This is a genomic window from Hyphomonas sp. L-53-1-40 (genome assembly GCF_000682775.1).
In the GTDB taxonomy this organism is placed as follows: Bacteria; Pseudomonadota; Alphaproteobacteria; order Caulobacterales; family Hyphomonadaceae; genus Hyphomonas.
The window spans coordinates 96,930-110,345 of sequence record NZ_AWFI01000017.1; the positions used below are offsets into that span (position 1 = coordinate 96,930).

At 60.6% G+C, this 13,416-nt stretch carries 15 protein-coding genes; 10 read left to right on the forward strand and 5 right to left on the reverse strand.

The window, feature by feature from the left end; genetic code table 11:
- Position 1 precedes the first annotated feature (1 nt).
- Complete coding sequence (locus tag L53_RS12520) at positions 2-1,816, forward strand: SLC13 family permease (RefSeq protein WP_034815966.1); 1,815 nt, start codon at positions 2-4, stop codon at positions 1,814-1,816.
- A gap of 3 nt (positions 1,817-1,819) precedes the next feature.
- On the opposite strand, the gene L53_RS12525 is transcribed toward L53_RS12520, so the two are convergent.
- Positions 1,820-2,287 carry a MarR family winged helix-turn-helix transcriptional regulator gene (locus L53_RS12525; RefSeq protein ID WP_034815969.1) on the reverse strand — a complete coding sequence of 156 codons (468 nt, stop codon included), beginning with the start codon at positions 2,285-2,287 and terminating at the stop codon, positions 1,820-1,822.
- A gap of 92 nt (positions 2,288-2,379) precedes the next feature.
- On the opposite strand from L53_RS12525, the gene hppD reads away from it, so the two are divergent.
- Genes hppD through L53_RS12555 form a run of 6 tightly spaced genes read left to right on the forward strand, consistent with a single transcriptional unit; the run spans position 2,380 to position 7,564 of the window.
- Positions 2,380-3,471: a 4-hydroxyphenylpyruvate dioxygenase gene (gene hppD / locus L53_RS12530; protein WP_034815972.1), complete on the forward strand. Its 1,092-nt coding sequence runs from the start codon at positions 2,380-2,382 to the stop codon at positions 3,469-3,471.
- Positions 3,471-4,022: a VOC family protein gene (locus tag L53_RS12535; protein WP_034815976.1), complete on the forward strand. Its 552-nt coding sequence runs from the start codon at positions 3,471-3,473 to the stop codon at positions 4,020-4,022. The genes hppD and L53_RS12535 overlap by 1 nt, the downstream gene beginning before the upstream one ends.
- A gap of 3 nt (positions 4,023-4,025) precedes the next feature.
- Positions 4,026-5,174: a VCBS repeat-containing protein gene (locus tag L53_RS12540; protein ID WP_034815979.1), complete on the forward strand. Its 1,149-nt coding sequence runs from the start codon at positions 4,026-4,028 to the stop codon at positions 5,172-5,174.
- Positions 5,171-6,181, forward strand: coding sequence for a fumarylacetoacetate hydrolase family protein (locus L53_RS12545; protein WP_034815982.1), 1,011 nt, complete (start codon positions 5,171-5,173; stop codon positions 6,179-6,181). The genes L53_RS12540 and L53_RS12545 overlap by 4 nt, the downstream gene beginning before the upstream one ends.
- 46 nt (positions 6,182-6,227) lie before the next feature.
- Complete coding sequence (locus tag L53_RS12550; protein WP_034815984.1) at positions 6,228-6,935, forward strand: CoA transferase subunit A; 708 nt, start codon at positions 6,228-6,230, stop codon at positions 6,933-6,935.
- Positions 6,935-7,564 (forward strand): CoA transferase subunit B, encoded by a 630-nt coding sequence (locus L53_RS12555; RefSeq protein WP_034815987.1) that lies wholly within the window; start codon positions 6,935-6,937, stop codon positions 7,562-7,564. The genes L53_RS12550 and L53_RS12555 overlap by 1 nt, the downstream gene beginning before the upstream one ends.
- A gap of 28 nt (positions 7,565-7,592) precedes the next feature.
- On the opposite strand, the gene L53_RS12560 is transcribed toward L53_RS12555, so the two are convergent.
- A complete protein-coding gene (locus L53_RS12560) occupies positions 7,593-8,399 on the reverse strand; it encodes a DUF1206 domain-containing protein (protein ID WP_034815989.1) in 807 nt (268 codons plus the stop codon).
- A 127-nt stretch (positions 8,400-8,526) separates the two neighbouring features.
- Between L53_RS12560 and L53_RS12565 the strand changes: the two genes are divergently transcribed.
- The gene (locus tag L53_RS12565; protein ID WP_034815992.1) at positions 8,527-9,720 is read left to right on the forward strand and encodes an amino acid aminotransferase; all 1,194 of its coding nucleotides are present in this window, start codon (positions 8,527-8,529) and stop codon (positions 9,718-9,720) included.
- Here the strand turns inward: L53_RS12565 and L53_RS12570 are convergent.
- Positions 9,717-10,658, reverse strand: a complete 942-nt coding sequence (locus L53_RS12570; RefSeq protein ID WP_034815995.1) for a thioesterase family protein — start codon at positions 10,656-10,658, stop codon at positions 9,717-9,719. The genes L53_RS12565 and L53_RS12570 overlap by 4 nt on opposite strands.
- Positions 10,637-11,116, reverse strand: coding sequence for a transcriptional repressor (locus L53_RS12575; protein ID WP_051607922.1), 480 nt, complete (start codon positions 11,114-11,116; stop codon positions 10,637-10,639). Before L53_RS12575 ends, L53_RS12570 begins: the two co-directional genes overlap by 22 nt.
- 129 nt (positions 11,117-11,245) lie before the next feature.
- On the opposite strand from L53_RS12575, the gene L53_RS12580 reads away from it, so the two are divergent.
- Positions 11,246-11,635, forward strand: a complete 390-nt coding sequence (locus L53_RS12580; RefSeq protein WP_034815997.1) for a MarR family transcriptional regulator — start codon at positions 11,246-11,248, stop codon at positions 11,633-11,635.
- A 23-nt stretch (positions 11,636-11,658) separates the two neighbouring features.
- Positions 11,659-12,513 (forward strand): C40 family peptidase, encoded by an 855-nt coding sequence (locus L53_RS12585; RefSeq protein ID WP_034816000.1) that lies wholly within the window; start codon positions 11,659-11,661, stop codon positions 12,511-12,513.
- Between the two features lie 3 nt (positions 12,514-12,516).
- Here the strand turns inward: L53_RS12585 and L53_RS16520 are convergent, their stop codons facing one another.
- A complete protein-coding gene (locus tag L53_RS16520; RefSeq protein ID WP_051607923.1) occupies positions 12,517-13,383 on the reverse strand; it encodes a cytochrome c family protein in 867 nt (288 codons plus the stop codon).
- Between the last annotated feature and the right edge of the window lie 33 nt (positions 13,384-13,416).

Below are 13,416 nucleotides of genomic sequence, written 5' to 3' on the forward strand. Positions count from 1 at the left end.
CATGCCCGCTGATATTCTGACCCTGCCGGGGGTAGAGATTGCCATCGTGCTGTTGCTGGTGGGGATCGTGTTTTTTGGTTTCGTGAGGGAAGTCCTGCCGGCGGATGTCGTCGCGCTGCTGGCGATGGGCGCATTGTTGCTCACGGGTATTTTGTCGGTGCCTGAGGCACTTTCGGTCTTTTCGAATTCCGCGCCGATCACGATTGCGGCCATGTTCGTGTTGTCGGCGGCGCTGGAGCGAACCGGAGTGATTGATGCGGCTGGACGGCTGGTCTCGCGACTCGCCAGCCGGGCGTCGCCAGTAGTGGCAATGCTGGCCATGATGCTGGGCGTGATGATCCTGTCCGCCCTCATGAACAATACGCCAATCGTCGTGGTGCTGATCCCTGTGGTGATCCAACTCGCGCGGACGATCGGCGTGGCGCCGTCAAAACTGCTGATTCCGCTTTCCTTCGCGGCGATCTTTGGCGGTACGACGACGCTGATCGGCACCTCGACCAACATCCTTGTGGACGGCGTCGCGCAGGAGGCGGGGCTGGCCCCGTTCGGCGTGTTCGAGATCACAGGCGCCGGGGTGATCCTCGCGCTGGTCGGGGCTGCCTATCTCGCATTGACTTCGCCCTTCCTGTTGCCGACGCGGGAATCGCTGGTGGACATGTTGCCGAATGCGAAGGACCGGCGATTTCTGGCGCAGATATTGATCCCTTTGGGGTCGCCGCTGATCGGAAAGACGGTTTCCGAAACCGGGTTTTCTGCAGAGAAGGGATTCAAGGTGATTGATGTCTTTCGGGATGGATTGTCACTGAGGGCGGATTTGCGCGACCTGTCGATCCAGGCCGGAGACCGGATCGTCTTGCGTACACCGGTCTCAGAAGTCCTGACACTGAAGGAGGCGGGCAGTATCGCTATCGGCGCATCAGCCTCTGATGCGCGGCCTGCCTTTGAACCGATCCAGACAAGCGAGACCGTCATCATGGAAGGCGTGATCGGGCCGCAATCGCGGTTGACCGGCCGGTCGCTCAGCGGACTCGGCCTGGCGAGGCTTTATGGTGTCTACGTGCTGGCGATCCACCGGCGCGGGGAGAATGTCACCAATACAGACGACATTCGCTTCGACGTGGGCGACACGGTCCTGTTGGAAGGTCCGGCACGGGGCATGCGCCAATTGTTTGACGATGGCATTCTCAACAATCTTACCGAGACGACCGAGCGCGCCATGAGACGGGGCAAGGCGCCCATTGCGATTGTTGCGCTGGTGTCGGTGATGGGGCTCGCTGCGCTGGGCGTGCTGCCGATCTCGGCGCTCGCGCTGATTGCGGCAACATCCGTCGTTGCGCTCGGATGCCTGGACCATCAGGAAGCCTATCGCGCGATCCGCTGGGATATCCTGATGCTGATCTTCGGCATGCTGGCCCTCGGTACGGCAATGGAGAAAACTGGTGCGGCCAGCCTGCTGGTCGGGCATCTTGCGGGACTGACGGGCGGGATGGGGCCGCTGGCTGTGTTGGCAGTACTCTACCTCGTCACATCCTTCCTGACGGAGATCATGAGCAATAATGCCGCCGCGATCCTGCTGACGCCGATTGCGATTGGCCTTGGTAGCCAGCTGGGCATTGATCCTAGGCCGTTCGTCGTGGCCGTGATGTTTGCCGCCAGTGCAAGCTTTGCGACCCCCATCGGCTACCAGACCAATACGCTGGTCTACAGTGCGGGCGGGTATAAATTCTCGGATTTTCTGAAGATCGGTGTGCCGCTGAACCTGGTAATGTTCGCGGCGTCCATGATCGTCATACCGATGTTCTGGCCGCTGGCCTGAGCTCTACCAGAGCGGGCGGTCGGGGGAGGCGGCATCGGCGAGTTTGCCCATCAGGTGTTCGAGCTGTTTCTGCTCGTCTTCCGTCAGGCTGCTGGCCAATTCCTGTTCCGCGCCGAGCGCCATCGGCACGATGAGTTCGTACACATCGCGGCCAGCTGGCGTCAGGAAAAGCTGGGAGCGCCGACCATCGGTCTCTGACGTCTTGCGTTCCAGATAGCCCATCTGGATCATGGCGGCGATGGCGCGGCTGACCGCGACCTTGTCCATGGCGGTCAGTTGGCCGATTTCGGTGGCACTGATGCCGGGCCGGTCGCCGGTCACGGCCATGACCCGCCACTGCCAGATAGAGAGGCCGAATTCGCGGTCATACAGGCTCGCGATACGCGTCGAGATCGTGTTCGACAGGACCGACAGGCGGTAGGGCAGGAATTCGCGCAGGCGAAGCAAAGAAACGTTTTCAATATCAGGCATGGTTTACTGATTCAGGGTTGCGTTCCGCCTGTCAAATAGTTACATATGAAACTAATAGTTTTGACCCCCCGGAATTACGACTGGAGCGTACCATGGCAGACCTGTTTGAAAATCCCGCCGGCCTCGACGGTTTCGAGTTCATCGAATTTTCCGCGCCTGAAAAAGGCCATCTGGAAGCGGTGTTCGAGCTGATCGGCTTCACTAAGATTGCCCGCCACCGGACCAAGGATGTCGAGCTGTGGCGTCAGGGTGGTATCAACCTCATCACCAATTACGAGCCCAAATCCGCTGCATGGTATTTCGCCCGTGAGCATGGCCCATCCGCCTGCGGTATGGGCTTTCGCGTGCGCGATGCCCGCAAGGCCTACCAGCACCTTCTGGCTCAAGGCGCCGAGCCGGTGAACGTGAATACCGGCCCGAGCGAGCTACACATTCCAGGCATTCGCGGCATCGGCAATTCCATCATCTACCTGATCGACCGCTATGGCGACGATCTCGATATCTATGACATCGACTTTGAATACCTGCCGGGTGTGGACAAGAATCCTGTTGGCGCCGGCTTCAAGCTGATCGATCACCTGACGCACAATGTTTATGGTGGCCGGATGAAATATTGGGCAGATTTCTATGAGAAGCTCTTCAACTTCCAGGAAATCCGCTATTTCGACATCAAGGGCGAATATACCGGTCTGACCTCCAAGGCGCTGACGGCGCCGGACGGCAAGATCCGCATTCCGCTGAACGAGGAAGGCGAGGGCGGCAAGGGCCAGATCGAGGAATTCCTGCGCGAATACAATGGCGAAGGCATCCAGCATATCGCGCTGATCTGTGACGATCTCTATGCGTGTTATGATCGCCTGAAAGCGCGCGGTGTGCCCTTCATGACCGCGCCGCCGGCCGCCTATTACGAGATGCTGGACGGGCGCCTGCCGGGGCATGGCGAAGACGTCGAGGGCCTGAAGACCCGCGGCCTGTTGCTGGACGGCACGACCGAGGGCGGGGAGCCGCGCCTGCTGATGCAGATCTTTGCGCAGGCGCAGATCGGCCCGGTCTTCTTCGAGTTCATCCAGCGCAAGGGCGACTACAAAGACGGTTTCGGCGAGGGCAATTTCAAGGCCTTGTTCGAAAGCATGGAACGTGACCAGATTGAGCGAGGCGCCCTGAAGGTAGAGGAGGACGCGTAATGACGGCTCCCGCCCCCCTGAAAGGCGTTCACCACGTTGCCTATCGCTGTAAGGATGCGAAGGAGACGGTGGAGTTCTATCGCGATGCGCTGGGCATGGATTTCCAGCTGGCCATCGCTGAGGACAAGGTGCCGTCGACCGGCGCGCATGATCCGTACATGCATGTCTTCCTGGATGCCGGGAACGGCAATGTGCTCGCCTTTTTTGAACTGCCCACCCAGCCGAACATGGACCGTGACCGGAACACGCCGCAATGGGTGCAGCATATCGCCTTCCGTGTCGGCTCCATGGACGAACTGATGGCGACCAAGGAGCACCTTGAAGGCATGGGGCTCGACGTGCTGGGCCCGACGCATCATGGCATCTTCAAGTCGATCTATTTCTTTGATCCGAATGGCCACCGCATCGAACTGGCCGCCGACATCGGTACGCCGGACCAGATGGCGCAGCTGAAAGAGGTTGCCCAGCCAATGATCGAGGAATGGAGTGCGACGAAGAAAGCGCCGAGGCATGCTGCTTGGTTGCATGAGAAGATCGCGGAGGAAAGCTGAACCATGAAACTCGCCACACTGAAGACTGGGACCGTGTCGGTGGTATCAGTTCTACTCGCCGCGTGTGCGTTACTGCCTGCCCATGCTGACCGGCTGGTGATCCCGCTGACAGACACTGAAAGCCTGACTCATTTTGAAGAGTTCAACTGGTTTGGCGGCGAGAATGATTTCAGCGCCGGGATCAGCTTCGCGGATTTCGATGGCGATGGGGATCTCGATATTGTCTCGGTGAATGGCCGCCACTGGCCCGTTGCAGATGTGTTGCTGTTGAATGATGGCAAAGGCCACTTCCCGATGGCAGCAGAGATCGGGGAATGGCGTACAACTGGTTATGGCGGTTGCCCGGCGGATATCGACGATGATGGTGACATGGACCTGCTCGTCCCGCGGGACTGGCTGCCTGTCGCCGTGTTCCGCAATGACGGGGCAGGGCATTTGACGGAGGCTGGGGAGATTGGCGAGGCCAGCGCGGCGCGCGACTGCGCAACGGCGGACATCAACAAGGACGGCGCAGCGGATCTCATCATCGCAGACCGGAAGGGCGGCTCCTTCATCGCTCTGGGGCCGCTCGGGCCCGACGCAAGAACGGTTCAATTGTCCGACCTGCCTGCTGTTGGGGTCACAACCGGCGACCTGAATGATGACGGCGAGGTGGACGTGGTTCTCGCCCTGCGCGGCGATGCGACACTCGCGGTTTTCCTGAGCAATGGTGACGGGTATGCCGCGCCGGTGCTCGTCGGCAACGCGGAATGGGAATCCCGCTCCGTGGCGCTGGGAGACTGGGATGGGGACGGCGACCTTGATCTTGTTACGGCCATATTGTCAGGCGCGAACCGTGTGTTCCTGAATGAGGGGGGCAGGTTTCCCCGCGCCGCGCTGATCGGCCCGGAGGACGAGGTATCACAGGGCGTGCGCGTGATGGATCTCAACGCCGATGGCCGCCCGGATGCCATCTTCGCCAATGAAGGCCCGAACGCGGTTGTGATGAACATTGAAGGCCTGCCGCAACGGACCCTGTTGCCGGGCGATGAAGACACGTACGATCTCGCGGTGGGTGACATGAACGGCGACGGCCTGCCGGATATCGGCTTTGCCAATTCGGACGCGTCCAACAAACTCTTTTTCCTGAAACGCAGCGGAGATGCTGAATGAAACTCGCCACACTGAAGAATGGCGCCCGCGATGGCCGTCTTGTTGTCGTTTCGAAGGATCTGACCCGCTACACAGATGCGGCAGGCATCGCGCCGACGCTGCAGGCGGCGCTCGACAAATGGGACGTCTATGCGCCGAAGCTGCAGCAGCTGGCCGAGCAGGTCGAGTTGGGCAGCGTGCCAACCGCCCGTTTCCATGAGCATGATTGCGAAAGCCCATTGCCGCGTGCCTATCAGTGGGCGGATGGATCGGCCTATATCAACCATGTTGAACTGGTGCGCAAAGCGCGCGGCGCGGAAGTGCCCGAAAGCTTCTATGATGATCCGCTGATGTATCAGGGCGGCTCCGATGCCTTCCTCGGGCCGCGCGATGCGATCCCGCTGAAAGACACGGCCTGGGGCTGTGACATGGAAGGGGAGATCGCCGTCATCACCGATGATGTGCCGATAGGTGCGAGCGAGGCGGAGGCCGCTGATCACATCAAGCTGGTCATGTTGTGCAATGACGTCTCGCTGCGTGGCCTGATCCCTGGCGAACTCGCCAAGGGGTTCGGCTTCTTCCAGTCCAAGCCGCCGAGCGCATTCTCGCCGGTTGCCGTCACGCCGGACGAACTGGGCGAGGCGTGGCAGGGCAGCCTCGTCCATTTGCCGCTGCGCGTGGACTATAATGGCGAGCCTTTTGGCCGCGCTGAGGCCGCCGAAGACGCCACGTTCAGCCTTGCACGGCTCGTTTCCCACGCGGCCAAGACGCGGCCCCTGTCAGCCGGCACGGTGATCGGCTCTGGCACGGTGTCGAACAAGGACGCCGATGGCGGCGCCGGAAAACCTGTCAGCGAAGGCGGGCGCGGTTATTCCTGCATCGCCGAAATCCGTATGATCGAGAAGATTGCGACCGGCGAATTCAAGACCCCCTTCATGTCACCGGGCGATGTTGTGCGGATGGAAATGCTCGACAAATCCGGGCATTCGATATTCGGAGCAATTGAACAAACGGTCGAGCAGGTCTAGAACCCCTGCTGCACCGCAGCATTACCCAAGGGGAGGCCCGCACTTCATGGCGAGCAAGATATACAAGACGGCCGCAGACGCGCTGGATGGCGTGTTGTTTGACGGCATGACGATTGCCGCAGGCGGATTCGGCCTGTGCGGCATTCCGGAACTGTCCATCGCGGCAATCCGCGAGGCCGGCACCAAGGACCTCACCGTCTATTCCAACAATGCGGGCGTTGATGAGTTTGGGCTCGGCGTGTTGCTACAGACCAAGCAGGTCAAGAAGATGTGCTCGTCCTATGTCGGCGAGAATGCAGAATTCATGCGGCAATACCTGTCCGGCGAGCTGGAGCTGGAATTCAACCCGCAAGGCACGCTGGCCGAGCGTATGCGCGCTGGTGGCGCGGGCATTCCGGGCTTCTACACCAAGACGGGCGTCGGCACGCTGGTGGCCGAGGGCAAGGAAGAGAAGGTCTTCAATGGCGAGACCTATATCCTGGAAGAGGGGATCTTCGCAGACCTCGCCATCGTGAAAGCCTGGAAAGCCGATACGACCGGCAATGCGATCTTCCGCAAGACCGCGCGCAACTTCAACCTGCCCGCCGCGACCTGTGGCAAGATTTGCGTCATGGAAGTCGAGGAAATCGTCGAGCCGGGCGAACTGGACCCCGACGCGATCCATCTGCCGGGCATTTATGTGCACCGTCTTGTGCAGGGCGAATTCGAAAAGCGGATTGAACAGCGGACTGTCCGCAAAAAGGAGAGTGCCTGATGCCTTGGGATCGTAACCAGATGGCGGCGCGGGCCGCGCAGGAACTTGAAGACGGCATGTATGTGAACCTCGGCATCGGCATTCCGACGCTGGTGGCGAACCATATTCCGGACGGCGTCAACGTCACGCTGCAATCGGAAAACGGCATGCTGGGCATGGGGCCGTTTCCCTATGAGGGCGAAGAAGACGCGGACTTGATCAATGCTGGCAAGCAGACGATTACCGAGCTTCCCCAGACAGCCTACTTCGACAGTGCGACCAGCTTCGGCATGATCCGGGGCGGCAAGATCGCCATGGCGATCCTGGGTGCGATGGAAGTGGCTGAGAATGGCGACCTGGCGAACTGGATGATCCCCGGCAAGCTGGTCAAGGGCATGGGCGGTGCGATGGACCTTGTGGCTGGTGTCGGTCGTGTCGTGGTGATCTCCGATCATGCGAACAAGCGCGGCGAGTCCAAGATCCTGAAGGAATGCACGCTGCCCCTGACCGGCCTGAAAGTGGTGGACCGGATCATCACCGATCTTTGCGTGATGGACGTGGTCGAGGGCGGCCTGAAAATCGTCGAACTTGCGCCGGACGTAACGCTGGACGAGGTGAAGTCGAAAACCGAAGCCACATTGGTCGACTAATCACAATGAGCTGACAGGCGGCGCGCGCCTAGAGTGCGTCGCCTGACAGTTTAGGCACGATACGATAGCGCGCCATCACGAAGCAATAGACCGCGAAGCCTGCAAGGCCCGCTCCTGCGAGCGCGAGCAGGATGCGTCCGAACGTCTGTGTCTCCAGAATGCGCAGTGCTTCGCCAAGGCCGGCGGCATGTTCCGGGTTGGCGGTTATGCCAGAAGTCAGGATCAGACCACCAACAATCAACAAGACGAAGCCATGTGCGGCAAGACCGAAGCGGACGACGGGCTCGAGCTTCTCCGCCATTTCCTTGCGGACGATGTCTTTACGGTGGGCCGCCTTCCACGATTTCACAAAAAGGTAGACGGCAACGCTTAGCGTCGTGATTCCGGCGGCGATAACGACCAGTCGGCCTGCTGGGTGCTGCATCAAGGATGCGCTCCAATTTTCGGCCGAGGAATCGTTGCCGCTGGCCTGCGCGCCCTTCATCATGATGAGGATGGCCGAGATACCGAGGGCGGCATGGGTCAGGCCTGACATGATCTGACCTGCGCGATTGGCGTAGCCTTCGGCATCATCGCCTTCATTTTCGAGGTCCATGATGCCGTCCACCAGTCGCCAGAGTGTGTAGGCGAAAAGGCCGGCCGCCGTGATGGCCAGCAGCACGGCACCAAAAGGCTGACGGATCAGGAAGTTCAGCGCGCCAGAGGTCCCTTCGGCCTCGCCGCCGTTCAGGGCTGCAAAAAAGGCGAGCCCGCCGACGATCAGGTAAACCATGCCCCGCGCCCCATACCCGGCCCGCATGAGCCATTCGAGGGCGGTATTGGCGTGCTGGGTCATGAGGGGCCTTTCTGTATCTGAAGATTAAAGTCCCGACGCGACAATCGGTTCCGTTCGTGGCGGTTGCCGTGGCATCCACAACTGCATAGGGTCCGGCGCGACTTCCCAGAAGAAACGGATTTCCAACATGTCCCAATTCTCGACCCTGACGCCAATGCCGACTGATGCACTTCTCGGCCTGATGACGGCTTATCGCGAAGATCCACGCGATGAAAAATTCGACCTGGGTGTCGGCGTCTACAAGAATGACAAGGGCGAAACGCCGGTGATGTTGGCCGTGGCAAAGGCCGAGGCGCTGATCCTGAAATCCCAGACCACGAAAGTGTATGAAGGCCCGCGCGGCAATACCGACTATTGCGCCGCCATCGAAGGCTTCGTGTTCGGGGAAGGGGCGACCGCTATCCAGGAAGGGCGTACGCTGTCGTTCACCGCACCGGGCGGATGCGGCGCGCTGTTCCTTGGCACCGGCCTTATGAGCCGGATGGGCGTCAAGACGGTCTGGGTGTCGAACCCGACCTGGCCCAACCATCCAAACGTCGTGCGCTTCATGGGACTGGACGTTGCCGAGTATCCCTATGCTGATCCGGAGACGGGTGAGCTGGATCTTGCTGCCATGCTGTCGGGCATCGATAAGGCCGAACGCGGCGATGGCATCATCATCCAAGGACCTTGCCACAACCCAACTGGCATCGACCTGACCATCGATGACTGGAAAAAGGTCGGAGCGCTGGTGAAAAGTAAGGGCCTGATCGCGATGCTGGACGTTGCCTATCACGGCTTTGCCAAGGGGCTGGACGAAGACGTCAAAGGCGTGCGCGCCTTCATCGAGGCAGCGGGCGAAGCGTTGGTCTCCTATTCTTGTTCCAAGAATTTCGGCCTGTACCGCGAGCGCGCTGGTTGTTTCCTCGCGGTAGGAGAGTCCGCTGAGGGCATCGCGGCGGCGGCAACCCATGTTGCGGCGCTGGCGCGGGCCAGCTATTCCATGCCGCCCGCGCATGGCGCGGCGATTGTCGCCACCATCCTGAACAATGCAGACATGCGCGCCGAATGGGAGGCCGAACTGACGCAGATGCGTGAGCGGATGATCTCGCTGCGCAAGGCGCTTGCCGATGCACTGGTCGAGAAGACCGGTTCCAACCGGCTCGGCGCGGTGGCGATGCAGAATGGTATGTTCAGCCAACTGCCGCTGTCCAAGGAGGGTATCACGGCGATGCGTGAGAAGAGTGGTCTTTACATGCCAAATTCGGGACGCATCAATATCGCCGGATTGAACCTGAAGGATATTCCGGCTGTGGCAGATATCATCGCCAAGGAAGCCTAGATTTCAAGGCCGGGCGCCGCCATTTCGGTCAGCTCACTTATCATTTCGGGCGGCGCTGGGATGGCCTTGCGCGCATCGAGATCCAGCGTGATAGCGGTCGCTTGCATGGTGGCCCAAGGCGTACCTTTGGCTGGATCCATCATCCAGTGGATCAGATTGTGCGTTTTTCCCGAAGCGCCGCCAAACGACGTGTACAGTTCATACAAATCTCCGGCGACGGGCATCGCATGGTAGCGGAGCCTGTATTCCAATACTGCAGCACCCATGCGCAGATCGCCCGCAGAGTCGGCCACCCGCTTGCGCCAATTGTAGAGAATATTCGGTACCGAATCCGAGGTGCGCCCGATCATCCAATAGGGCTGCATGCGCCCATGCACGTCGAGATGTTGGGGCGGAATGGCGCCGCGTCCGGCGAGCGGAGCGCCGACGTTCTTTACCCGGTCGAGCGTGATGTCCGCCAGCGGCAGGCCCGGCGCCGACATGTCGATGGAGCGAGGCGCGGACTCCTCGGGCGCGGTGTCGGTGAAGTTCGGGAAGGCCGCGCGGGTTCTGGAACTCCACGGGAAAGGTTTGCGCATGGTGGTATCGACATGCAGCACACGCGTGCGCATGGCGGCGGCGAGCGATCCCTCGGCATGGCGTAGTTCCTGATAGATCAGGGCGCTATCCTCATCCGCTTCCAGCACGCAACCATTCATGGTGAGCGGCCGACCGGGCAAAACTTCGCGTACGAAGCGGATATGCTGGTCGACCGGAATGATCGTCGAGGGCGACGACGCCTTGAAAGCGTGTGGCATGCCGAGGTCTGGCGCAAAGGCGGCGAGGCCTTCCAATTGCTTCTCGACATAGACGCGCACATTCATGTGCCCCATCTCGTCGCAATCCCACTGATTGCAGCTCCCCCTCCACAATGTGATCATGCGGCGCAGTCCCGGCATTTGCCGCGCACTTCCACGACAGCGCGGGTCATCTGGAAGCCTGCGGCGGTGGTTTCAGCGTCGAGCGCTTCATTCGTCGCAGTTGCGTGCAGCTCCTCAGCGCCATGACACGTGTCGCAGATGAGGAACACTGCGGAGTGATTGTGGCTGGCATGGCCGCAAGCGACATAGGCGTTCAGGCTTTCGATCTTGTGGGCGAGGCCGGTTTCCTGGAGGAAATCGAGCGCGCGATAGATGGTAGGGGGCTTGGCAGAGCCTTCGCCGTCGAGATTGGCCAGCAAATCATACGCCTTGGCGGGCGCTGTGCTCTCAAGCAGGAGGCGCAATACCTTGCGGCGAATGCGCGTCATCCGCTGTCCGCGCCGCATGACGAGGGTTTCCGCCTCATTGAGGAAAGCATCCACGTCCTGGGGGCTGCACGGGGTGTTTGCGTGAATGTGACTATGTGATTGGGCCATGCCTGCAATGTCGTGCGTTTCGGCCGGAATGTGAAGGCCCCTGTCCCCAGCTTTACAGGACAAGCCCCCTAGACGGAGTCCGCAAATCACCTGAGATTCTCCGATAAGGCGAACAATAAGGGTAGAGAAATGGCACTGTCTGAGCGCGAAGGTCTGGAATTGTGGCGGCGTGCCGTAACGGCGTCTGTGCGTTCGGACGCGCCCGATTTGACCGCGCGCCAGCAAGCCATTCTAATGACGATCGCGCTGACGCCCGGACCCCATACGGTACGTGGCCTGGCCGAGCACCTGAATATCGCCAAGCCAGCGGTCACGCGGGCGCTGGATGCGTTGGCGCGGCTCGATTTCATCCGCCGGATCAAGGACGATACAGATCTGCGCAATATCTTCATCGAGCGCACACCGGCCGGTATGGCATATCTGCGGACATTCTCCGGCCTTGTTCTTGCCGCAGCTTCTGGCAAGGATGACAGCCAATTGGCGCCCAAGCGCAGCGGGAAGACCAACGCCGCTGCCTGAGGCGCCCGAGTACGGGAACAGGCATGCCGACATTTGACGATAAGAGACTGCAACGCCCCACGGGTGAAGCCTTTGCCCATCAGGTGACGGCCCGTGTGGCGGCTGTACGTGAGACGCCCACGCCCGATGGCCGCCTCGCGACGCAGGCCCTGCATGGCGAGATTGTGGACGTCCTTAGAGAGCAGGGCGAGTTCGGCCTGGTCCAGTGTCGCCGTGACCGGTATTGCGGTTGGGTGACGATGGAGGCGCTATCTGCGCCGTTGCTACAGCCGACGCATCAGATTTCGTCATCCAAGACACATTGTTACAGCGAGCCTGACCTCAAATCTGCCCCACGCTTCCTGTTGAGTCAGGGCGCACGTTTGTCGGTCAGCGGGCGGGAAGGTGACTGGCTCTATTCGGATCGTGGCGGATGGGTGCACACGCGCCATGTCGTTCCGATGGAGTTTCTGGAGGATGATCCGGTCGTGGTGGCGGAGCGTTTTCTCGGCACGCCATATCTGTGGGGGGGACGGGAGAGCCTCGGGATCGACTGCACCGGGCTGACCCAGCAGGCCTTCGAGGCGGTCGGTGTGATACTGCCGCGCGACAGTGACATGCAGTTTGCGTGGGCCGGGAATGATATTCCGGACTGGCGCGCGCCGAATGCCTTGCGCCGAGGCGATCTCGTCTTCTGGAAAGGGCATGTCGGCATCATGACCGATGCCGACCATTTGCTGCATGCGAATGCGTGGCACATGGCCGTCGCGGTCGAGCCGCTGGAGTCGGCCATCACCCGGATCGCAAACTATTACGCCGAGCCCATAGGGGCCCGGCGCATAGATGTTTTGTCGGAAAGAGGACGTCAGCCCGACTGGATGTCGGACCAGATAGCCTAGGGCTTATTCGCCTTCTTCTTCCGTGGCAGTCGGAGCAGCCTCTTCGAAAGCTTCCTCAGCCGCTTCTTCTGCGGCATCCGCGGATTCTTCAACAGCTTCTGCAACGGAATCAGGAATGGTAACTGTCTCGCCGACATCGCCATCATTGGGGCCGGTGCCGTCGACCGCATCAACGGTTTCGACTTCGCCGGTTGCGAGGGTTGGGTTTTCCATATCGTCCACACCATCGGCTGGCAGGGCAGCTTCAACCGCATCACCCTCTTCACCGCTGGCCGCGAGCGGCTCGGGGAAGGCAGGCGCGTTTGTAGTATTGGACGCGAGATAGGCAATCACGTTTACACGGTCATCATCGCGGCGCAGGCCAGCAAAGGACATGGTCGTGCCACGTGCGTAGGAAGATGGGTTGTAGAGCCAGTCATTCAGGTTTGCGTAAGACCACTCACCATCCATGCCCTCAAGCACGGCCGAATAAGCAAACCCGGCATGGGCGGCCTTGTCGGCGCCAACCACATCATGGAGGTTCGGGCCGGTGCCGTTCGCGCCGCCCTGATCAATCGTGTGGCACGTGGCGCACTTGCCTTTGAAGGTACGCTCACCACGAGCAATGTCTGCACTGGCCAGCAAAAGGCCGAGGTCGAAGACTTCTTCGGCTTCGCCGCCGGTACCGCCCGCGTCGGCAACTTCGACACAGTAGGCGAATTTTTCGCACATCTGTTCTGTCATGGAGGCCGCTTCAGCGTGCTCGTCGCCATGATGGGCGCCTTCGCTTCCACCGCTGAACACGATGCCGGATAGTGTCTGCAGGGCGAAGACTCCGAGGGCTGTAGCGAGCAGCGCACCGAAAATCTTGTTGAGACCGAGTTCTCCCATGGAGGCATTCCTTCGAATCTGTCTGGTCATACG